Source organism: Fibrisoma limi BUZ 3 (genome assembly GCF_000296815.2).
Lineage (GTDB): Bacteria > Bacteroidota > Bacteroidia > Cytophagales > Spirosomataceae > Fibrisoma > Fibrisoma limi.
In genome coordinates, this window is the sequence record NZ_CAIT01000007.1 from 501,102 (window position 1) to 524,625 (window position 23,524).

Here is a 23,524-nt window from a genome sequence, read left to right on the forward strand (position 1 = left end):
CGGGCTTGTTCTTTATGACTATGTTACGTCAGATTTTTCGCTTCAGTTCAAAATGCTGCCCGAGGTATAGCCGCCGAACCTGTTCGTCGTTCGCCAGGTCCTCAGCGGTACCCTGTTTCAGGATTTTTCCTTCGAACAGCAGATACGCGCGGTCGGTGATCGAAAGGGTCTCATTCACGTTGTGGTCGGTGATCAGAATCCCGATGTTCCGGTGCTTGAGTTTGGCCACAATGCTCTGGATGTCCTCTACCGCAATGGGGTCAACGCCCGCAAATGGTTCGTCGAGCAGAATAAACTTGGGATCTACCGCCAGCGCCCGGGCAATCTCCGTCCGCCGACGCTCCCCCCCCGACAACACTTTTCCTTTATTCTTGCGAACGTGCGTCAGGCTGAACTCATTCAGCAGTTCTTCAACCTTGTCGCGTTGCTGCTTCCGGGGCAAATCGCTCATTTCCAGTACCGCCAATATATTTTCTTCAACGGACAGGTCGCGGAAGACCGAGGCTTCCTGAGCCAGATACCCTAACCCCAGCCGCGCCCGCTTATACATTGGCAGGTCCGTAACATCAGTATTATCGATGTAGACTTTACCGCTGTTGGGTTTCACCAGCCCTACGGCCATATAGAAGGATGTGGTCTTACCTGCGCCGTTCGGCCCGAGCAATCCCACAATTTCGCCCTGTTCGACCTGGTACGAAACGTTGTTATTAACCAGCCGTGAGCCGTATTTCTTGATTAAATTTTCCGTTCTTAAAATCATGGTTGAGCCATGTAACTGTTCTCCTGCTTTTAAACCCTACGAAGGCAGGTCAGGTTCGAGCCGGTTTGTTTAACCGTGTGTTGCTCGCCACCGCGAAGATACGATCCACTCCGGTAAGCCCATCACCTGCCGCCAAAAGGAGTTATAGCCTCAACTTAAAGCGAAGCCGGAAAATTGCTACCCAAGCAACCTTTTAACTATTTTTAGGAGAACCGGGCTAAGAGCGTGTTAGGGAATTAAGAAAAGTTGAGAGTCGTACCATCTTTGTGGTCGCCAAACTACAGAGTCATAACCAAACAGTGGAAGCCACTGACCGACCCTCAATGGGACGCAATTTCACCTTTTTTCCACCTCAAACGCAAGCGTAAACACGATTTACGGCAGATGATCAACATCATTTTATGGCTGCTACGAACCGGCCGGTTCGCCGGTGCGATATCAATGGCGAAATTACCTCAAGAGTGGCCCAATTGGCAAGCCGTCTACTACTATCGCACCGGCGACCCGGTTTGACTAATGGAAGCAGGACGGCACTCTGGAACAAATTAATCGTCACCTCAACAAAGAGGATCGAAAACAAGTCGGCAGAGAGGCAGAGCCTTCCGTACTTAGCATTGACAGCCAGAGCCGGTCCGCCGGTGCGGTTAAGCTGGCACCTTTGGCTAGTGAATACCGAGGGTTAGATGCCTATAAACGTGTCAACAGACGCAAACGATAGTTCGTTGTTGATACGGAAGGTCGGCTTTAGTTGGCTTGCGTGCACCGGGCCGACCAAGCTGATGATGGGGCGGCTGCAACTTTGGTGACCGAGATTGCCCTGCTTAATGAGCGCTTAGAAAAGATCTATGGTGACCAGGCTTATAATGGTATTTTCGCCAGAGCTTTAGAACAATGGAGCCGGTTCGCCGGTGCGATCAATTTTGAAAAGGCGTCACGCCCCCAGTCAGCTCGAGGATTCGTACCTGTGGTGAAACAGTGGGTGGTAGAGCGGAGCACTGCCTGGACGAATCGCACGGGCGACCCCGTTCTTCCGTCGACTTGTCAAAGATTACGGAGTATACGCTATCTTCTTCGGTGGCTTGGTTGTATTTAGCCAACATTCAACTGATGCTACAACGGATCAAGCCCCAGCACCAAACTTAATTTCCCAACACGTTCTAAAGATTTTTATTCCCCCGTTGTTGCTTGAATCATAGGAATCGGTCCGATCCACCGATAATAAATGTTGGCATTGAGTCCTGCCCGTCGACAAATCTCGGCTACTGACTGTTCGCCTTGTAGACCTTCCAGCACAATGCGAATCTTCTCTTCAGCGGAGTATTGCCGTCGGGTTTGTCGTTGAATGTCTTTGATAATGGATAAGATCGGCTTGCGCTCGGAGGTAGTAGTTGAAGCAGACTGGGCCGTTTTGGAATGGTTAGGCGGAGATTTTTTGGCTGAATTGAACATAACCAAGGTGATTTAAGAGAAACCATTTAGGAAATTGTCTCTTCCCATTTTCACCCCTTTTGTCCACTTTCATTTGACGACGTACACATGTTGCATGCCCCCGTACTTGACTTACAAGCAGCAGGTGATACGGTTGTTGATTTCATCGATGCCAATGAACGGATCAACAAACAATCGGGCTGTTGTGTCCAGACTATTATATTTGCAATCGAACCGATATAAGGACGAAAGCGCCGTTTGGGCCGTATGAGAAAGCCAGCAGCGGGTAGAAGCAATGTCGTTGATTCATCAGCAATTATACCAACCTGATCATGTTACCCGAGTACCCGATACAATGGGTAAGCTGTCACGGAACGACCCAAAGGCGGTCTTCAATTCAGAGACCGCCTTTGGGTCAATACTTGTTTGATCATTTGAGTTTGACGACCCAATAGTCCATTATCCCTTTGGGCCGCTCACTTTTGTCACTGATTCCTCCGGGTTGGGATTGAGAAGAACCGGCGGCAATAATTCCGCCATCGGCGGTTATCAGTATATCGCCTAATATATCTGTAGCAGTACCGCCCAGGGTTTTATCCTGCCATTGATAGCTTCCGTTCGCTTCCAGTTTTGCAATCCAGTAATCGCTACCACCTCCTTTAGGCATTTCAATTTTTTCATCACCGGGAAAAGAAGGCGAATCGCCACCTAACCAGATACCCCCGTCGGTTGTTACGGCCAGCGACTTAAAGGTATCGTCGCCCGGGCTCCCAACCGTCTTATCCCACAGTTTGTTGCCATTGGCATCAATCTTTACTACCCAGTAATCGTTCTGACCGGCAGCACCTCGTAACTCTTCTGTCTTGTCAGCCCCGGCGGGCGAGGACGAGCTACCGCCCAGTACAAACCCACCATCGGGCGTAGCGGCCGCCTTGGCTAACTTATCGTCCTGCGTTCCTCCGAATGTCTTCTCCCACTGCTTGTTGCCATTGGCATCAATCTTGACTACCCAGTAGTCATAACCTCCTTTAGCGGCAGCCGTTTTATTACCTACCGCCCCCTGAGAAGAAGAGTAGCCTGCCAGCAGATAACCCCCATCGGTTGCTTTGACGACTGATTCCAAATAATCATTTCCTCCGTTGCCCAGGGTTATATCCCACTGCTTCTTGCCGTTGCCGTCCACCTTGACAATCCAGTAGTCGTAGCTGCCGTTACAACTGTTCATTGATTTGTCGCTACTGGCTGGCTGGGGTTGGAAAGAGCCTATTCCACCCAGCGGGTTTCCGATTACCGGCGTAACTTTATCTGCCAACGAGGCCGAGATGCCCCCTACCAGAAAGCCCCCGTCGTTTGTTGCCACCATCGAGGTCAGGTGGTCTTCATTAGTTCCCCCGAGTACTTTATCCCATATCCTGTTGCCATAGCGGTCCACTTTGACAATCCAGTAATCATAACCTCCTTTGGAATTTTGGCTTTTAGACAGATCGGCTGCCGGCGAATTAGACGATCCGCCTAGCAACATGGTCCCGTCCGACAGCGGCACGATGGATGCTAACCGGTCTTCACCTGCACCGCCCATAGCACGGTTATAATATTTATTAGTACCATCGGCGGTTACTTTAACCACCCAGTAATCATTCCCTCCATAGGCCTCTAACTTATCATTAGAGCTGGCAGAAGCCGGTGAATTAGAGGAACCACCAAAAATATATCCTCCAGAAGTATGAGGGTTGTTTACGGCAACAGTCAATAGATCAATGCCGGATCCACCTAGTGTTATATCCCATGCCTTAGGAGGGGCCGGTATGCGCGCACTTGAGTGCTTAACGGTTGATGTTGAAGAGTCAACGTTCTCAATCTCAGTAGGCTTACAATTCCACATTAGGAAAGTAGCGGCAACAACGGCATACGTAACTTGCTTTTTCATTGTGTTTTTATTAGTTAAAAATGAATTGATTTGGGTGTAAAAAAAGGAAGGCCTGACAGGCTGACCCGCCTGATAGCGGCTGTCATTGACGAGGCAAAATTGGGGTACAGAGGCCCCAACGAGGTAGCAAAATGCGGACAATTGACTAACAAAATGCGGCCAATTTTGCCAAGACAGCCCTGCCAGCCCGACTTTTTAGTACCTTACCGGAAAAAAACAAGATGAAAACTATAAGCGATTAAGCGCCCTTATGAGCCAGCAGATACGCTGAGGGGGAGAGGGAAAACTGGTCCTTAAAACATTTGGAGAAGTAAGACAGGCCGTCGAAGCCCACTTTTTCAGCCGCTTCCGAGACCGTAGCGCCTTGCTGAAGCAGTGCAGCCGCTTTCCGGAGTCGGTACGAACGCATCAGTTCCGACACGTTCATACCCGTCAGGGCCACCAATTTACGGTGTAGCGTTCGGGGACTCACCGCCAGCGCATCGGCCAGTTGGTCGGCCATAAAATCGGAATTGGCCAGCCGTTGGTCCAGCACTGCGTAGAGCTGAAGCAAGAATGGATCTTCGAAGGATAACTGGGTCGGCGCAACTTCGGCCGGGGGTACATCGGGCTGACGAGCCTGCTGCTGCCAGTGCAGGCGCAACTGCTGCTGATGCCGCAGCAGGTTGGCAAGCCTGAGGTGTAATTCCTGCACCTGAAAGGGCTTGGTCAAATAGTCATTCGCGCCTACAGTTAAGCCCTGGATGCGCGAATCAGCCATTGTTCTGGCCGTGAGCAGAATGACAGCGATATGGGCTGTCAGGGGCGTGGTTTTGATGCGTTCGACCAGCGTAAAGCCATCCACCAATGGCATCATTACATCCGAGATGACCAGTTCGGGCAGTTCCTGAAGACAAAGCTGCCAGCCCTCCTGCCCATTGACTGCCGTCAACACCCGGTATTGGCCAGCTAATTCCCCGGCCATGAACTCCCGCAGATCCTCGTTATCATCCACCACCAGAATCAACGGGGCCGTGGTTGAGGCCACCGGAAGTTGCCGAGTTGACGCCAAATCGGTTTTTAATCCATCGGTTGGTAAGGCTTTGACGTCGGCCGGCGTTCCAGCGGCTGGCTTGAGGGGAAGCATGACGGTGAAAATCGACCCCTGCCCAAGCTGGCTCGCTACGGTCACCTGCCCCCCCAGCAGATGGGTAAACTCGGCCACCAGAAACAGGCCGATGCCCGTGCCTCCCCCCATACTGACGGGAGAATCCTGACCTTGGTAGAAGCGGTCAAATATATGTGGGAGTTGCTGGTCCGAAATGCCCACACCCGTGTCCGCTACCCGCAGTTGAAGCTGCGCCGGGCTATCTCCGGACGGTTCCCCCCGAAGTGTTACCTGAATCGAACCGCCTTCGGGGGTAAACTTTACCGCATTCGAGACCAGATTGTAGCCAATGGTTTCCAGTTTGGGGGCATCGAAAAGGTAATCGGTTGGGAGACCCGTCGCTTCGTAAGTCAACTGAATACCTTTTCGTTCGGTTCTCAACCGGAAGGAATCCACCAGTTCAGAAAAGAAAGTGGTCAGATTCCCCCTTGATTCGGTCACCGCCAGTTGGCCCGCTTCCAGTTTGGCAATATCCAGTAGCTGATTGATTAACCGTAACAAGCGTTTGGCATTCCGGTGCATGAGATCGTATTGCTGCCGGAGCGCAGGAGGGCTTGATTGGCCCAGTAACCGCTCCAGTGGATTGATGATCAGCGTCAGGGGCGTTCTGAACTCATGGGTGATATTCGTAAAAAACCGCGTCTGCCAGTCGGCGTTTTCCTTGATCAGCTTCGCTTCCTGTTCGTTGAGGATCATCTCCTGCCGAAGCCGTTCCTGGTTGATACGGTATTGAATAAAGGCCCGAATCAGTCCTACTACCAGCAGGGTATACAAGCCATAGGCCCAGCCTGTCCGCCACCAGGGCGGAGCAATCACCACCTGAATCGTTTTGATGAAAGGGCTCCAGCGCCCATTGGCATCGGCCGCATTGACCCGGAACGTATACGCGCCCGGCGCTAACTGGGTGTACTGAGCTACGTTTTGCCCACCGGCATATACCCAAGCCTCGTCAACGCCGGTGAGCTGGTAGCGATACTGTAGGCTGGTCGGTTTATTGTATTGCAAACCGGCATATTCAAACGTTAGAAAATTTTGTGTATACGTTAGATAGAGCGTCGCTGTGGCGTTGAGGGGAAGCGTCAGGGGTGAACCGGGCCAGCCCGGTTCGACGGGCACATTGGCAATCCGCAGCGTCGTAAGCACCGTGGGCACCGGCTGGGGCGTCGCTTCTTTCAGGGCCAGCGGATCGAACACCGTCAAGCCCGTTAAGCCGCCAAAAGCCAGTCGGCCATCGGGTAATTGAGTCCCCAGGAAAGGTTTGTACTCGATATCCAATAGGCCATCGGCGGTGGTGAAATGCCGCATCCGCCCACTGCGTGGCTCCAGCCGACTGATGCCGCTCAGGGTGCTAAACCAGAGCTGGCCCCGGCGGTCGGTCAGCAGGGTGTTGATGGTGGCACTCGGAAGGCCCTCTTTTTCAGTCCAGGCTCGGCAGTGCATGGTGCGCGTATCCAGACGGCAGAGGCCTTCCTGAGTGCCTACCCAGAGTACCGATGTGTCCTGGGGATCGGCCGCTAAGCACCAGATATGATCGGAAATCAGGGTGGTCGAGTCCGTCGGCTGGTAACGCAGGTGCCGTACGATACGCCGGGCCTGGGGGTCATACGCATATAGACCATTAAACTCCGAGCCGATCCATATCCAGTTGCCCAGCGGCTGAATATCGCTGACCTGATCATTGGGCAGCGTAAACACGTTCAGCACCCGACCTGACGTGTCGGCTTTAATCAGGCCCTGAAAAATATCAACCATCCAGATGGTGCCCCCCGGCAGGACCCGCAGGCCATTACCTTCATTAAAGATGAAACGTTGCTGCCCTTGCTGGATCGACAACAGCGGCCGCAGGCTTCGCCCCATTTGGTTGGTACGAAACAGATGGTATGCAGCGTCAAACCGGGCCGATAGATAAGCGGTCGCCCCGCCAAACCGCAGGCGATAGGGTATGTTATAGGATTGAGCCCAGTCGGGCGTTGGCAGGCCTAGTTCAAGGTTGAGGATATCGGCCACAAAGTTAGTGTGATAGGGGTAGTTCCTCACCGGCAGCGAGCGCAGGTCAAGTTGCTGGACGCCATCGCCATTGGTACCGATCCACAACACGCCCGAGCGGTCTAGCAGCAGGGCGTGAAAGTAGTTGTGGTAATCTACGTGAGGGGCCGTCCAGAGGGGCGTAATGTGGTCATCCGGCGTCATCCGGTAGACGGTCATAGCGTGGGTAAAGTAGACATTCCCATCGACGCCCGCGTGAATAAGCCCCACCTTGGTATCCGTAGTACTGGGGATGGAAATTGATCGAAACCTATTGGTGTGGGGCGAAAAGGCAACTAGTTGGCTGACTCCCCCAACAAGGATGTCTCCGTTGGCCCGTCGGGCCAGGGGCGTATCATAGAAGTTACGGATCGTGCCGTGCTCGACGATGGCGGGATGGGGCCACTGGCGAAACTGGCGGGTTGCTGTATTAAACGCAAACAATCCTCCCGGATAAGGAGCGTATAGCTTGGCCGGGGCGTCCAATAAGAATGTATTGCCAATGGAAACATCCTTGGGAAGACGGATGGTGGGTAGGGGATAAATTGAAACCTGATCCTGCTTGGTCTGAAAGTGAATGAGTTGCGTGCCATTTCGTCCCCAGAACTGATCTCCGTTGACGGTCAGCCTGCCCTGCGCTACCCCTATGCGCGCCTGATCCAGTCGCTTTGGGGTAAGTAAATCACTAAACTGTTCGGTGATGGGATTCAGCAATTGAAAGCGCCCATTTTCCAGATGGATCAGGATCGTTGAATCCGAGACGAGTTGCAGCGACAAGATGATGTTACCGGCTATCGATCGGTTGCTACGGGGTTGATGGCGAAAAATTTTGAAGCGTCGGCCATCGTAGCGGGCTAATCCATTACGGGTGGCGATCCAGACAAAACCGGCTTTATCCTGGACAATACCAGAGACGTAAAATTCAGGCAAGCCCTGTTGAAGACTAAGGGTGCGGCTCACAAAAGGCTGGGCTGCCAGTTCATAAGTTGCCAGCAAGAGCAGAAACAAAAACCAGCGGCTTAATACCACGTGGGAAGAAGTTTAGGGTTGAGGGCAATTAAAATTAGGGGAAGCATGGTAAAAACCCAAACGACTACCCCAGGTATTGGCAAAAGGTAACATCTGGCACGCTCCATACTGGGGCGACATTGCAGTGGCCGGTACAGCCGCTGGAACTAGCGGGGCACCGTACTTGGCGGTGCGGCCCATCTCGAAACTGTTTTTACCGTTCAGTATGTTGTGCGTTTATCACTTGTCTTCTTACTTCCCCAAATGTTTTAAGGACCAGTTTTCCCTCTCCCCCTCAGCGTATCTGCTGGCTCATAAGGGCGCTTAATCGCTTATAGCTTTCATCTTGTTTTTTCCCGGTAAGGTACTAAAAAGTCGGGCTGACAGGGCCGTCTTGGCAAAATTGGCCGCATTTTGTTAGTCAGTTGTCCGCATTTTGCTACCTCGTTGGGGCCTCTGTACCCCAATTTTGCCTCGTCAATGACAGCCGCTATCAGGCGGGTCAGCCTGTCAGGCCTTCCTTTTTTCAACTACTCATTCATTCATTTTTTAATCAAATTTTTAGAATCACGATCATGAAAAAGCACAGTATGTATGCCCTTCTGGCAACCTCATTGCTGGTCTGGAATTGTAAACCCGATCAACTCAACACATCCTTCTTCTTATTTAACGCAATCAGACGATGAAACGTAATCTACATTATTTAACCAAAAATCACTCAGGTCCTCTGACTCGCCTGGTCTGGACCGTTAGCCTACTGCTGATGACTGGAAGTTTGGTGAAGGCTCAACTACCCAAACAGTGGGATAAGACCCTGGGGGGCTCCGGGAGTGAGACAGCCTCTTTGGTAGTGGCTACGACCGATGGGGGTTACCTGCTGGCTGGCTATTCAAATTCGCTGGTTGATGGCGATAAAACTGCCCCCAATGCGGGTGATTATGATGCCTGGTTGGTCAAAGTGGATGTCAATGGCAACAAACAATGGGATCATACCTACGGTGGCTCCGGCTATGATCGCTTAAGTTCGGTGTTAGCCACTGCCGATGGTGGCTTTTTACTCGGAGGGGGCTCTAGTTCCACGGCAGAAGGCGACTGGGATTACTGGCTGGTCAAAGTGGATGCCACGGGCACCAAACAGTGGGAGCATACCTTCGGTGGCCCCGGAACAGATGAGATCACCTCAATGGTGGCCGCAACCGATGGGAGTTACTTGCTGGCAGGTGTCTCAGAATCCCCAGCCGGTCGGGATAAAACCGCCCCCAACATGGGGTTTGTTGATTATTGGATCGTTAAAGTAGATGTCAATGGCAACAAACAGTGGGATAAAGCCTTTGGTAGTTCCATATGGGATGCGTTGTCTTCGGTAATAGCCACGGCCGATGGCGGCTATCTACTGGCAGGTCACTCGAATTCACCGGTCGGTGGCGACAAAACAGAAGCTAAAGGCAACTATGATTACTGGATTGTTAAAGTAGATGCCATGGGCAACAAACAGTGGGATAAAGCCTTCGGCAGTTCCAAGCGGGAAGGGTTAGCCTCAGCAATCGCGACGAGCGATGGGGGTTACCTGTTGGCAGGTCATTCGGATTCGCCGGATGGGGGCGATAAAACCGCCCCCAATATAAGGAATTACGATTACTGGTTGGTCAAAGTGAATGCAGACGGCAGTAAACAGTGGGATAAAACCTTCGGTGGATCCGGGGTGGATAGAATATCCTCAGCAATCGCGACGAGCGATGGGGGTTACCTGTTGGCAGGCTATTCAAATTCGCCGAATGATGGCGATAAAATCGCCCCCAATAAAGGGGATATTGATTACTGGCTGGTCAAAGTGGATGCCAACGGTAGCAAACAATGGGAGCAGACATTGGGGAGCTCCGGAGCTGACCAATACCCTTCAATGATCGCTACGGGCGCTGGGAATTATTTGTTGTTAGGTAGTTCGAATTCACCGGCTGGTCAGGATAAAACGGACCCAAACAACGGTGATTTTGATTACTGGCTGGTCAAACTTGGTTGTGTTTCTCCAGTCGTTGAGATCACCCCTTCAACCGGCCAACTCAGTTGTACCACTCCCACGGTGACCCTGACCGCCACCTCCATTCCGGGCGCCAGTTATGCTTTCAGTACTGGGGCTGCTCAGGTCAACGGTGGCAACACCGCTATGGTCACCCAGGCCGGTACGTATTCCGTAACAGTCACTACATCGAGCGGCTGTTCGGCTACGGCCAGTGTAACAGTAATGGGTAGCACGACGCCCCCTACGGCCAGCCTAACTGTCAGTGGAGTCATTAGCTGCGTTAATCCAACGGTGACGCTGACAGCGCCTGTTACTGCAGGAGCTAACTATGTCTTCAGTACTGGGGCTACTCAGATCAATGGTGGCAACACGGCTACCGTTACCCAAGCCGGTACGTATTCCGTAGTGGTCACTTCGTTCAACGGTTGTTCGGCTACGGCTTCGATGACCGTTAGTGGCAGTTGTAGCCCACCCGCACTCGGGATCAGCGTGCTGCACCTGGATAACGACAACAAACAACTCACCAACAACAGTATCCGGCCCTATTTACAACTGGCCAACGAAGGGGCTACTTCTATTGCTTACCAGGATATTACGCTGCGCTACTGGCTGACCGTGGAGGAATTCTCTCCGCTGAATACCAATTTGGTCATCGACTGGGCCCAGCTGGGCACGGGTAAGATCAAAATGAAGTACGTCGAACTGCCTCAGCCTCGTCAGGGAGCCATAGGTTATATTGAGTACAGCTTCGACAGTTCGGCGGGTAGCCTAGCTGGGGGCGCCAACTCGGGACCCATCCAATCCCGCATCGGCAAGAACGACTGGACGGCCTTCAACGAAGCCGATGACTATTCGTATGCGGGCACGATCAACTACACAAAAAACAACCGCATAACTGCTTACCTGGCTGGCCAACTCGTCTGGGGCACCGAACCGACGCTGGTAGACCCAGTACAAAGCCTGAAAGTGTATGCCGAAAGCAAGAGCAGTGCTACCACCAACAGCATCAGTACGTATGTGCAACTGCGTAACGAAGGCAATGTATCCGTTTCCTACCCGAAGCTAACCGTACGCTACTGGCTGACGGCCGAGGGAACGTCACCCCTGAACGTCTATCTGGATTATGCCCAGTTAGGTGTCAGTAACCTAAAAGGCAAGCTGGTCAGGCTGACTACGCCAGTGCCGGGCGCCGATAGTTACCTGGAGCTAAGTTTCCTGCCCACGTTAGGTAATCTGTATCCCCTGAGCGGCACCGGTAATATCCAATACCGAATTGCCAAGTCGGATTGGAGCAACTTCAACCAAAGTAATGACCATTCCTACCAACCCAGTGGTCCAATGGCTCCCAACCCCAAAATGACGGTGTATCTGGATGGAGCACTGGTGTATGGCACCGAACCTTCGGCACCCAATGCGCGTATGGCCTCCGCCGAAGCGTCCTCCGAGCTGAAGGTAGTGGTATTGGGGAATCCCATCCTGGGCAATGAGGTAGAACTGGAAGTGGGGGGCGCGGATGGCCAGCCTATACGGCTGCTGCTGACCGACCTCCAGGGGCATATCCTGGCGGAAAAACAGGTCATGGGCCGAGAAGCTTTTGAACGGCATCAGCTTTCGGTAGCTGGTCAGTCGGCAGGCATAAAGCTTTTACGGGTCAGTACACCTACGCAGTGGCAGACGGTCAAACTACTGAAAGTTAACTAAGGATCTGAATATCGACGGGTAGAACTGCCAGTGTTTTACCCGTTGTGGTCGTGCCACGCTTAAATTTATAAAATGCCCACAGAAATGAGAACAGATTCCGATCGGCTGCTTCCTCTTGACTGTGTGCGGGGGCTGGCCCTTCTGGGCATGCTGGTGATGAACAACCAGCTCTATTCGGTAGTCGCCTTCCTTCACCCAGAGCAGGTCTATCCAATCCAGGGAGATCAGGCGGGCAGCTACGCGCTGATCCAATTTTTTCTTCACTTGTTTGTCGACGGCCCGTTTGTAAACCTCTTCAGCTTCGGGTTTGGCATAAGCGTTTACCTGATGAGTGAACACGTGAAGCGGGAGGGGCTGGATATGGATCGGATTCTCAAACGTGGGCTATGGGTGCTTTTTGGGTTTGGCTTAGTTCACGGCGTTGTGTGCGGGTTGGGCGATCTTCTTCACGTGTATGCCCTGCTGGGCTTTAGCCTGCTCTATTTCCGAAGCCAATCGGTTGCATTGCTGCTGAGTTGGATAGTTGGCTTGATACTGTTCGTGCTGCTGGTTCAGACGCTGCTGGCCATCGTCTTTCCAGCTGGCCCACCGGTGCTGGCTATCCGTCAGGCCAGGCTTGAAGGTATGGTGAGGCAATTGGCCCAAACCTGGCAGCATACATCGATCAGGGCGATCATGAGGCTACAACCTTGGGGGTTGGTCATGGGCCATCGGCTGGCCCGGGAGCCGGGTCTGAATTCGTATGCCCAGCAGGAAATCATGTTACTGCTGGGCCTGGTGGTAGGCAAGTGGCGATCGCTGCATCGCCTGGCCGAGCTACGGGTTCAATTATCATTACTGCTTTTGCTGGTCTTTCCCATCAGCCTGATTCTAAAAGGGCTTGCTTGCCTGCCGATTGTGGGCGTGCACCTGCTGGATCAGCGGGCTTTTGACGCGTTGTTGTTCTCTCTGGCCGACTTTCTGGGCACCCTGTTGTTGACCGGAATTTATTTGCTTGAACTAGGACTTAATCTACCTCCCCTGCCCACCCGTTTTTGGGCCTGGATCGGGAACGTTGGTCGCATGTGGTTGACCAATTATCTACTGCAAACGCTGTTGTATATGCTGTTTTTTTATGACTATGCAGGTGGGCTTTTGGGACGGTTGACGCTGTTGGAATCGCTGCTGTCGGTGGTGTGCATCTATGGGTTTCAGGTTTGGGTCAGCACCTGGTGGCTGAGTAGTCACCCAAGGGGCCCCATGGAGACGCTCTGGCGGAATTTAGTTTACGACATGGGCTCGGATTAATCCAGCCCTTCCTGCAGAAAGCACTGCAGTTAATCTGAAGAGCATTCATTATCAGCGGTATAATAATGATTTATATAGAAAAAAGCCGTATGTCCACGGATTGGTGCTGGCAATTGAGTAGGGACCCAGCGATTTCGGAAATGATCTGACCCACCTTGGCGGGGTTAAGGGCTAGACAGTTTTTATAAGCACAATTCTTCATCTAATTATACAGATTCAGGGCGCAAACCACTCAAAATGAGGTTCAACTTCACTTCGATAACAGAAGAGGATGTTGCCAGCTAAACTAATTGTGGTATCAACCTGAGCCCTGAGCGTTTGTAGATCCATTGCACAATCAAAGAAGACAATTTCCTCGCTTTCCGGCTCCAAAATCTGGGCCAGGTAAAAACCACTTGCCGAGCGGTGGCGAGAAAGATGTGCATAAAGACAAAAGATGTGTTCTAATTCATCCATCTCCAAAACGACGAAATAAACATCGGTGTAGTTATATAGAGCAGACTCCATTGGTCCTTTTGGCTCAGTATACATAACTTTAAATATTAATAGCTCCCTGGCCGGAGGCCTGTAAATAAGCTTCTTTGAGCGCTTCTGAATAGGTCGGGTGAGCGTACGAGATCCGGCCTATTTCATAGTCAGTGACTTCGTACTCCATAGCCACTACCACTTGGGCGATTACATCAGCAGCACGAGGGCCAATGATATGGACACCTAAAATTTCACCATACGTAGGATCGGTAAGTACCTTAACAAAACCATCAACATCCATAGAGGCCCGCGCCCTGGCGCTTGCTGAATACGGAAATTTCCCTACCCTGTAAGGCAGATCAGACGCTTTCAGTCGCTCCTCTGTACTGCCTACAGAAGCAACTTCGGGCCATGTATAGACAACATTAGGAATAAGCTCGTATTTTATATGAGGCTTTTGGCCATTGATAACCTCGGCCACAAAGGTGCCTTCTTCCTCAGCCTTATGTGCCAACATTGGCCCTTCGATTACATCACCTATTGCATAAATCGTTGGCACAGCGGTTTGTAGTTGCTTGTTGACCGAAATCCTCCCATTTCTACTCACCTCGATACCCACAGCTTCCAGGTTTAGGCCGTCGGTAAACGCTTTCCTACCAACAGCCACAACGCAATAGTCGGCTCGTATCTGATGATCAACTCCTTCACTATTAATAAAGCTGACGACTGCTTCGCCATTAAGATTAGTTACTTCTCTTACGCGGCTGTTGAGTTGGATTGTAATGGAAAGTTTACGTAACGATCGGGCCAGTGCCGCACCTAATTCCCGGTCCATAGCCGGAATTAATGAATCTGCATATTCAATAATAGTGACTGTAGTACCGAGCCGGGCGTAAACGGACGCCAATTCTACACCAATAACCCCACCTCCAATTATGATCATCGACTTCGGGAATTCGGTTAATGAAAGCACCTCGGTAGAAGTAATGACCCGTTGTTTGTCGACGACTACTCCTGGAAGGGATGACGGTTTTGAACCGGTAGCGATGATGCAGTAGGTTGTTTCTAAAATTGTTTCACTGTCATCTTTCCTGATTCGAATATGGAATGGGTCAATAAAGCTGCCTGTTCCCTGATGCACGTCAATTTTATTTTTCTTCATCAAGAAGTTTAGCCCATTGGTATTCTGTTTAACAACGTCCACTTTCCGTTTCATAAACTGGACAAAGTCCAGGCTGATACCACCTGTCCGGATACCATGCGTATTGAACTGTTGTTGTGCTTTATGAAAATGTTCGGAACTGTCGAGCAGGGCCTTTGCCGGAATACAACCTACGTTGGTACAGGTTCCGCCTAATGTCGCGTATTTCTCAATTATGGCAACCCGATAGTTAAGTTGTGCGGCTCGTATAGCGGCCGTATAGCCGCCTGGTCCTGAGCCAATAACAACAATGTCATAAGTGTTCTCCATAAACTGTCGTTTCAGGGTGATCAATTAGCGGTCAAGGGAAAACTGGTTGTGTCGCGACGGTAACCCAGGGGGGCTTGACGATAATATCGTTTGAAAAGTTTATTCAAGTGGCAGATATCCGTGAAACCAAACTCATCGGCGATTTGACTGATTGTCTGGGTACTCAAACGAAGTCGCTTTTCAACCAGCCCCAGTTTATACTGCATAATGTATTGCTGCAACGAGGTACCTACCTGCTGTTTGAACAGGACACTAAGGTGGCCCGGCGAATAATGAAAAATATCCCCTAACTGCTCTATCCGCAGCTGATCCGGTTCGGTAATGTACTGGCAGATGTGGGCTATAATGCCCTGGACCAGATCGTTTGACGCTTTCGGGAGGGGTAATTCTTTTAATTGAACAGGCGTCAGTTGGCGTTCGATGAGATTGAGCAAAGCGCCCATTAGGGAAGCCATCACCGATGAATGTTGGTTTTGCTCCGTCAGAATGATTGCTAATAACAAATTTAGATTCTGATGATCACCTGGATTGGTAATCAAACTACCCGTCAAACCTTGCATCGTATGCAGGCTGACGCTACGCATGCGTTGCCAAACGGTTTTGTGTATGTTAATCAGGCCTTCCAGATAAGCGTCAGTAAACGTTATGAGGCACAACTGACTTTTTTGTTCAATTGAAAAAAGATGATTGTCCGAAGGACCCAACAGAAAAACATCGCCCGCAGAATACGAAAATCGGTTTCCGTTGATCGTATGAAAACCAACCCCTTGTCGAATGATAATTAACTCATAAAAGTCGTGCGTGTGAATAGGAACGGTCCATTGGGTCATTTCCAGCTGTTGAATCAGCAGTGGGTCGAATTGAACAAGGCGTTTCATGAGAAGAGGAGTTAGATGTCAGGAGCCTGTTTATGGTAGCATCTTTTGCCAATAAGATGCCATCCGAAGTGTTTCAGGAACAATCAGAATACAAACTATCTAAAAGTGAGACGCTTATCTTACTATAGGCTACTTTTAAACTTTTCCCTGAGCTACATTATTACAGATTTTCTCCAATATGTTGGAGGATGATTTTGGAGTTCTGAAATGGGTAGGAATGTGCTTAATTTTGAGAGAGCCCTGGTTGACAGAACCTTTACACTAATAGTCAATCAGAATGCTTCCTGACTGGTACCTCGTTTGAGGTAATAGCTTCCAGACATGCTGAATAATCACCCCAGAACTTTAGAAGCGATGGTTGCCATGAAAGAGCAGGTGCTATCACCTTCCTTATTAATTGTCGAAGACGAATTTATGATTGCCAACGATCTGCGGTGGATGCTGGAAAAGGCTGGCTACAGAGTAATAGGTCAGGCCGAATCAGTGTCTGAAGCAATGACAGCAATCAATGACCAGCAACCAGATATTGTTCTTTTGGACATTTTTCTGGATGGCGATCAGACTGGCATCGATCTGGCTTACTGGCTCCGTGAGCGAGATATTCCTTTTGTCTATCTCTCGGCGAACCTGACGGACAATGTGCTATCTGAGGCCAAACAAACCCAGCCGTTCGGTTTTTTAAACAAGCCGTTTAGGGAAAAAGACGTTTTAACAACCCTGGAAATTGCCCGCTTCCGGCACGCCCACGGTGAAGAAGCGAAACTTCGACAACAAAAGGCCCTGCAAATTGCCGTCAACAATGCCATCGTAACCATTCAGGACCGGGAACGGCTTTGCTGGGCTATTGCTGACCAGATAAACACCCTGGTTCCCTTCTCATTTTTCAACTTACGAATCGTCCGGCCTCAGGAGGCTACCGGATACTGGTTGATGCTACGGCGTACCAGTTCAACTACGTTCGAACGACTCAACCTGACGTCTTTACTACAACGGGAACTACTACCGGAAGAAATCGATAAACTAGAGCAGGAATCCGTGGAGCAAATGACCGAACCGGCTGGGATCTATACAGGGCTCTGCCTGGAGCGGCTTTGCGAACGATACCAAACGGTTCGTTCCTGCTATGACTATTTGGGCGTACGGTCGCTGGCTCTCTTCCCGATTCAACTAAACCAGAATTCATTTACCTACCTGGTTCTGGCCAACACTCATGCGGATAGTTTCACGCAGAAGGAGTATGAAGTAGTAAGCTTAATTATTCCTCAAATTTCGCTAGCGCTGAACAATTTACTGGCGTACGAGGAAATTGACGAACATCGACTTATTAAAACAACGGAATTAGCGATTGTTACTGCGTTTAAAAATGGAAAGGACATAAAGGAAACGATGCTTCAAGTGGCCAGGGCACTTGATAAGTTGTTGCCTTTTAATCTGTTAATCTTCGGACAAACTGAGGAAATGACCTCAGAGTTGGAAATTGCTGTTCAGAAAAAGGGGGGCTCTTTTGAGGTAGTCATCGACTCGAGTTTGGTAAAATGGGCAGCGGCCCAGACGGTCATAAATGGTGAACAGGTGTTATCCACCACTGGTCCCCTGCCAAATCCGTTTAGGGAAAACCAGGCAGTAAGGTCTTGTTTACACGTTCCTGTATTTATTAAAGGGCAGTCGACCGCCTGGCTGTGGCTTTATAGCCAGGCGGCTTATGCGTATACCTCCAAAGACCGGGACGTACTGCAGGGGATTAGCCAACAGTTTGCCATGGCACTGGAAAACATGCTGGCCTTTATTCAAATTCAGAAACTTAGTGAGCGACTCGAACAGGAAAAAACGTACCTGACTGAAGAACTAAATACCATTGCCAATTTTGAAGAAATGGTGGGTAATGGACCCGCTATGCAAGCTGTATTTAAACGCATCAGCCAGGTTGCCCCAACGGATTCGACAGTGCTTATCCTGGGCGAAACCGGTACAGGCAAAGAGCTTATTGCCCGTGCAGTGCACAATCTTTCAAACCGAAAAATGAGGACTATGGTGAAGGTGAACTGCGCTGCGCTGCCAGCACAGCTCATTGAGTCTGAGTTATTTGGTCACGAGCGGGGAAGCTTTACAGGAGCGACTGAAAAACGAATTGGTAAATTCGAACTGGCTGATGGAGGGACCATTTTTCTGGATGAAATTGGTGAGCTGCCTCTGGAGCTGCAAAGCAAGTTGCTCCGGGTAATTCAGGAAAAAGAAATTGAGCGCCTGGGGGGCAAGGGGCCTATTAAGGTTAATGTTCGGATCATTGCAGCTACAAACCGAAACCTGGAAAAAGAAGTAGCCGCGAATCAGTTCCGACCGGATCTATACTTCCGCCTAAACGTTTTTCCAATTGAATTGCCTCCCCTACGTGAACGGACGGAAGATTTGCTTCCTCTATCCCTGAATTTTATACAAAAAATAAGCAAGAAGCTTGGAAAACCGCTGACCCGAATTGCTACCTCTACTCTTCAAAAGATGCGCAATTATGGCTGGCCGGGCAACATCCGAGAGCTTGAACACGTACTGGAACGTGCAGCTATATTGTCGGAAACAACCACGCTTGAAATAACTGAGCCTCTCCACTCTGTGTTCGGTATGGCAACACCCATGAGTCCTTCTCCACCCCTAGTTGGGCCCTTGCAGGAGACCATGCGAGCGGCTATTCTGGCGGCCCTGGCCCAATCCGGCAACCGAATTCGGGGGGAGGGTGGAGCGGCCGAATTGCTTAAGATCAAACCCACAACCTTAGAAGCCAAAATGAAAAAACTGGGAATCAACCCTCGGCCTTAGCCGTTAGGCTCCCTGTTCGGACTTTTTTCTTTACTACGGTAAATTGTAGGGAGATCTCTACGCCGTTGCATTGGGTGATGTCCAGCTTTCCCTTGATCTGCTTACTCAATCCCCGTATCATGGTCATTCCCAGTGTCTTACTGCGACTCGCATCAAAACCATCCGGTAAGCCCACACCGTCGTCACGAATGGTCAGCTGATACGTTTGTTCGTCTATCTGGCGCAATTGTATCGCCACCTCGCCCCGACGGTTATGAGGAAAGGCATACTTTAAGGAGTTGGTCAGGGCTTCGTTGATGATCAGCCCCAAGGGCGTGGCCAGCGAGACATCGAAGTGAACATCAGCAATGCTTACTTGAGCGCGAACCGTATCAAAGCGGTCAAAGGACTCGATGAGGTAGTCGACAATCTCATGGATGTACTCCTGCATACCGATCTGAGCCAGGTTGTCGGACTGGTAGAGCTTCTGATGGATGAGGGCCATAACCTGTACGCGGTTCTGGCTCTCGCGGATGGCGGCCAGGGCCGAGGGGTCTTGCAGAAAGTTAAACTGGGCGTTGAGCATGCTGGAGATGACCTGTAGATTGTTCTTGACCCGGTGGTGGATCTCCTTGAGCATCCATTCCCGCTCTTCCAGTAGTTGCTGAAGCGACTGGTTTTTTTGATCTATGAGTAATTGTTTGGTTTCGAGTTGAAGGTTGCTGCGTTGTTTCAATCGATAACGGTTGTATGTCAACCCTAATAGCAGCATCAGTAAAATGGCTCCGCCAATGGTGAGTTGGAAACGACCGCGTGAAATAGCCTGATCCTGTCGGAGCAAACGAATGTCCTGCTCTTTTTTTTCAGTATCGAACTGCACTTGCATAAAGGCTATTTGCTTATTCTTTTCTGCATTAAGCAATGAATCATTCATTGCCGTGTACATCTGATAGTAGGAAAACGCCGATTGGTAATTCCCACGGGCCGAATCTATCCTGTATAGCTGCTGCAATACTTCCCGTTGTAAATGAGGTTGGTTCCCTATTTTCTCCCGTAACGAAAAAGAAGCTTTTGAATAGAATTCCGATTTTGCCCACTGCTTTTTCCCAAAATACACGTCGCCTAGGGCTTGTAATGTTTCTGCTTTTCCTTCAGACAGTTCAGGGTATAGAGGTAAAAGCCGAAGACAATAGCGCTCTGCAATTACGTAGTCACCCAAAGCGATATAGCATTTGGCCAAAGAAAGCACGGCATTATACTCATAAGCTTTGGCTTTTGTCTCAGCTAGCTTTAGGGCTGCCTTCGCTTCCAGTAGGGCTTCCTGATACCGCCCTAAAGTTCGTAGCCTGATAACCATATGCAGCCAAATGCGAACCGCAGGATCATAATATTGGTTAGCCTGAAAAATTTGGAGACCTGTGCGGAAGTACTGTATCGCCATTTCGTGATCACCAATAGCCGAGTATATAATACCGATATTCTGGTTTGACATGGCTATTCGAAAGGGATCCTTTCTTTTTTTTGCTTCTAAATATCCCTGCTGAGCATACGCCAACGCTTTGGGCATATTCCCAAGCTCTTCATACAACGTTGAAATCCGACTCAAGGTTGAAGCAATGTCTTGGTCAGGCATTGACTGCTGTAAAGCAAGTCGTTCCATTTGGATGCTTATCCCATATTGATACTTACCAACCAACCTGGCAGTTTCCCCGAGTGTCGCCAATGTTTCAACGATTCCGGGCTTATACGTCAATTTTCTATAAATTGACAGTGCTTCATGCAAATAGGGAACACGAGTAGTATCCCTGTTCCCGTATGTTCTGGCATATAAAAGCTTCGCTTTAGCCCAATACAATGGATGGATATCAACTTTGAACAAGCTCAGGGTTTCGACCAGTACTTGTTTGGCTGCTTTTCTCCGTTCCTTGTCTGGAATCATCACCAGTGCCTGACTTTCTGCCAACAGGCATTCTCCTAATAAAAGTTGTAGCCCTAATGAGCGGCTCAAAGCAACGGCTTGTCGGGCAAAATCCAGCGCTTTATTACACCTTATGATGGGATTCCCATCCTTTGAATTCAAGTAGTGATCTGTAATAGTTAGCAAAATTCTAACCCTATTTGAGTCAGGTTGACTAGACTGAAGCTGTTGGATAAGAGTAGGCAACCCCGTTTCGGATCGGGTCTGAGCCGTCACCAGTAAGGGTGTTAAGAGCGAACCAGCCAACAGAATGGATTGTAAAAAGCACCTCATTTTTTTGATACGTTTGTATAAGTATCAGCCGATTTTATGAGCATTTTTACGGATTTATTAACTGCGCTAAATTGCAGGCAAATTTCTACTCCGCTATTCTGAATAATTGATAATTGCCCTTTAATTTGCTTGCTCAGTCCCCGAATCATGGTCAACCCTAACGTCTTGCTTCGTGTAACATCAAAGTCAGGCGGCAGACCAATGCCATCATCAGTAATGGTCAGCTGATACGTCTGGTCTGCCAGCGGCCTTAGCGCCACGCTCACCTCGCCCCGACGGCCTTGGGGAAAGGCATACTTCAAGGAGTTGGTCAGCGCTTCGTTGATGATCAGCCCCAAAGGCGTAGCCAGCGAGACATCGAAGTGAACATCAGCAATGCTTACTTGAGCGCGAACCGAATCAAAGCGGTCGAAGGACTCGATGAGGTAGTCGACAATCTCATGGATGTACTCCTGCATACCGATCTGAGCCAGGTTGTCGGACTGGTAGAGCTTCTGATGGATCAGGGCCATGACCTGGACGCGGTTCTGGCTCTCGCGGATGGCGGTCAGAGCCGAGGGGTCCTGCAGAAAGTTGAACTGGGCGTTGAGCATGCTGGAGATGACCTGTAGATTGTTCTTAACACGATGGTGAATCTCCTTGAGCATCCACTCCCGCTCCTCCAGTAGTTGTTCTTTCTCGCTCAGCACTTGCTGAAGCGTTTGGTTCTTCTGATCGATAAGCTGTTGTTTAATTTCTAGTTGCTGGTTATTTCGTTGCTTAAGACGGTAACGATTATAAGTCACTCCCAGAAGAGCTAAGAGCAACGCCGATCCCCCAATTAGGCTGTTACGTTGGTTTTTTTGTTGTTGCAGATTGGCTTCCTGAACGTGGTTTGCCTGCTTAAGAAGAGTGATATTGGCTTCTTTAAGTTTAAGCTCCTGTTCTTTCTTTTCCGTTTGGAACTCCACACTTAAGCGGGCAACCTCTTTATTCTTCCGTTCATTATTGAGCGAATCCTGGAGCTCTTTGTAAAGATAAAAATGTTTGATGGCAGATAAATAATTACCCTGGGCCGAATCCAGTCGAAACTGCAGTCGTTGATTAGCAGATCTTTCCCTTAAAATACCAGACCGATTAACGTGGCTTTCCAGCCGTGCCAGGAGAGTTCTGGCCTGAACGAATTGATGGCTAGTGATGTAAAAGTCGATTAATACAGGATAGGTGAGTGCTACTACTTCATATTCACGATTCAATTTTCGTAATTGGTCTAATTGGTCCATCAATTGGTTACTGTAGTACTGGACATTAGCAATTTCGCCCTTCATGTCTAATGAATGATAATTGTTAACGATTGACGACATAATCATGGCTTTCTGTGCCAGGTCCATTGTCGGGTATGTCTGTAGTAGATTCTTTTGAAGTGCAAGCGATTGCTTATAATGTCCTAATCGTTTAAAAGCATTCGCGGTGTTATGGCCCGTAAGACTGATGAGTGCAATATCGTTATGGGACTTGGCACGTAGAAATGCGGCTTGAAAGTACCGAAGGGCCGATTTGTAATCTAAAAGCTGATAGTAAGTAAGGCCAATCCGATTATAGATAGTACATAATTGGGTGGTTGTGTCCCGGCGAAGCTCAGCGGTTTTCAGTGCTAGCAGACCAAATTCAAGTGCCTGTTTGAAATCTCCTGTACTTAAACTCATATTACCCAACAAATCATAGATTCCTTGCATGTCAGGATAATTAATTTGCTGGTAGACGGATAGCGACTGCTTGGCCAAGGTGATGGCTTTTAGATTGTTCTGCTGTATGTAATAAAATTCAGCCAGCATACGTAAGGTGATTGCTTCTCGTTCTTTCTGGCGAACTTGCCGAAACAAAGGCAGTGATCGTTCATAATGTCTAATCTTTTGCTTCAATTCTTCTATTCCATTGCTATAAGAATTGCCTAGTTCCATATAGGCTGCGGCCAACTCAGCAATGTTACCGTTCTTAGTAAATCGATTTATAGCCGTTTGACCGAATCGGCGGGCTTGCTGGATATCCCCTTTCCACCTATAGGCTTCAGCACCGATCAGATAGGCGTTTCCTTCTCCTTTTGGGAAGTGAAAATGCCGACTGATAGAATAACCTTGCCGTACCAGCAGCAGGGCAGTATCCAGATCAGACGCTAAATCACCTGGTTTAAGTACGTAGCTGCGGGCTAGTTCGAGTAGTAGATTGGCCCGACCAGTATCAGGTTTGCTTTGTTTGAGCAGTACCTTTAGGCTGTCGATTGAATGAGCTCTAGGTTGGGCAAACACCGAAGAGAATGTAGCCAACAGAACAACCATCAAAAAAATGGACGATATTAAGTGGCGCATATTGTGTGCGGATAAATG

12 protein-coding genes and 2 pseudogenes are annotated in these 23,524 nt (G+C 49.7%); 5 read left to right on the forward strand and 9 right to left on the reverse strand.

The window, feature by feature from the left end; genetic code table 11:
* Window positions 1-28: 28 nt before the first annotated feature.
* Window positions 29-760, reverse strand: coding sequence for an LPS export ABC transporter ATP-binding protein (lptB, locus tag BN8_RS18285; protein ID WP_009283409.1), 732 nt, complete (start codon window positions 758-760; stop codon window positions 29-31).
* Window positions 761-1,024: 264 nt separating this feature from the next.
* Between lptB and BN8_RS33650 the strand changes: the two genes are divergently transcribed.
* On the forward strand, window positions 1,025-1,273 hold the full coding sequence (locus tag BN8_RS33650; RefSeq protein ID WP_229368116.1) for a transposase: 249 nt from the start codon (window positions 1,025-1,027) through the stop codon (window positions 1,271-1,273).
* Between the two features lie 696 nt (window positions 1,274-1,969).
* Here BN8_RS33650 and BN8_RS33655 read toward each other — a convergent pair.
* Window positions 1,970-2,209 (reverse strand): annotated as a pseudogene (locus BN8_RS33655) (transposase); the annotation flags it as partial.
* 259 nt (window positions 2,210-2,468) lie between these two features.
* On the opposite strand from BN8_RS33655, the pseudogene BN8_RS33810 reads away from it, so the two are divergent.
* Window positions 2,469-2,618, forward strand: a pseudogene (locus BN8_RS33810) (hypothetical protein); the annotation flags it as partial.
* On the opposite strand, the gene BN8_RS18300 reads toward BN8_RS33810, so the two are convergent.
* Together BN8_RS18300 and BN8_RS18305 are read right to left on the reverse strand one after the other, a co-directional pair.
* Window positions 2,619-3,815: a hypothetical protein gene (locus BN8_RS18300; protein WP_144051768.1), complete on the reverse strand. Its 1,197-nt coding sequence runs from the start codon at window positions 3,813-3,815 to the stop codon at window positions 2,619-2,621.
* A 538-nt stretch (window positions 3,816-4,353) separates the two neighbouring features.
* A complete protein-coding gene (locus tag BN8_RS18305; RefSeq protein WP_009283412.1) occupies window positions 4,354-8,316 on the reverse strand; it encodes a hybrid sensor histidine kinase/response regulator transcription factor in 3,963 nt (1,320 codons plus the stop codon).
* A gap of 661 nt (window positions 8,317-8,977) precedes the next feature.
* Here BN8_RS18305 and BN8_RS18310 point away from each other — a divergent pair.
* Both BN8_RS18310 and BN8_RS18315 read left to right on the forward strand, forming a co-directional pair.
* Window positions 8,978-12,016 carry a cellulose binding domain-containing protein gene (locus BN8_RS18310; protein ID WP_009283413.1) on the forward strand — a complete coding sequence of 1,013 codons (3,039 nt, stop codon included), beginning with the start codon at window positions 8,978-8,980 and terminating at the stop codon, window positions 12,014-12,016.
* An 84-nt stretch (window positions 12,017-12,100) separates the two neighbouring features.
* On the forward strand, window positions 12,101-13,303 hold the full coding sequence (locus BN8_RS18315; RefSeq protein WP_040006235.1) for a DUF418 domain-containing protein: 1,203 nt from the start codon (window positions 12,101-12,103) through the stop codon (window positions 13,301-13,303).
* A gap of 216 nt (window positions 13,304-13,519) precedes the next feature.
* On the opposite strand, the gene BN8_RS18320 is transcribed toward BN8_RS18315, so the two are convergent.
* From BN8_RS18320 to BN8_RS18330, 3 genes are read right to left on the reverse strand one after another with little or no spacing between them, the layout of a single operon-like run.
* Window positions 13,520-13,810: a hypothetical protein gene (locus BN8_RS18320; protein WP_144051769.1), complete on the reverse strand. Its 291-nt coding sequence runs from the start codon at window positions 13,808-13,810 to the stop codon at window positions 13,520-13,522.
* Window positions 13,811-13,838: 28 nt separating this feature from the next.
* Window positions 13,839-15,242, reverse strand: coding sequence for a dihydrolipoyl dehydrogenase (lpdA, locus tag BN8_RS18325; RefSeq protein ID WP_009283415.1), 1,404 nt, complete (start codon window positions 15,240-15,242; stop codon window positions 13,839-13,841).
* A 20-nt stretch (window positions 15,243-15,262) separates the two neighbouring features.
* On the reverse strand, window positions 15,263-16,120 hold the full coding sequence (locus BN8_RS18330; RefSeq protein ID WP_009283416.1) for an AraC family transcriptional regulator: 858 nt from the start codon (window positions 16,118-16,120) through the stop codon (window positions 15,263-15,265).
* A 321-nt stretch (window positions 16,121-16,441) separates the two neighbouring features.
* Here BN8_RS18330 and BN8_RS18335 point away from each other — a divergent pair, with 321 nt between their 5' ends.
* On the forward strand, window positions 16,442-18,931 hold the full coding sequence (locus BN8_RS18335; protein WP_009283417.1) for a sigma 54-interacting transcriptional regulator: 2,490 nt from the start codon (window positions 16,442-16,444) through the stop codon (window positions 18,929-18,931).
* Here BN8_RS18335 and BN8_RS31920 read toward each other — a convergent pair.
* Together BN8_RS31920 and BN8_RS18345 are read right to left on the reverse strand one after the other, a co-directional pair.
* On the reverse strand, window positions 18,915-20,990 hold the full coding sequence (locus BN8_RS31920; RefSeq protein ID WP_192579073.1) for a tetratricopeptide repeat-containing sensor histidine kinase: 2,076 nt from the start codon (window positions 20,988-20,990) through the stop codon (window positions 18,915-18,917). The two genes, BN8_RS18335 and BN8_RS31920, sit on opposite strands and share 17 nt — an antisense overlap.
* A gap of 167 nt (window positions 20,991-21,157) precedes the next feature.
* Window positions 21,158-23,506 (reverse strand): tetratricopeptide repeat-containing sensor histidine kinase, encoded by a 2,349-nt coding sequence (locus tag BN8_RS18345; protein ID WP_009283419.1) that lies wholly within the window; start codon window positions 23,504-23,506, stop codon window positions 21,158-21,160.
* Window positions 23,507-23,524 lie beyond the last annotated feature (18 nt).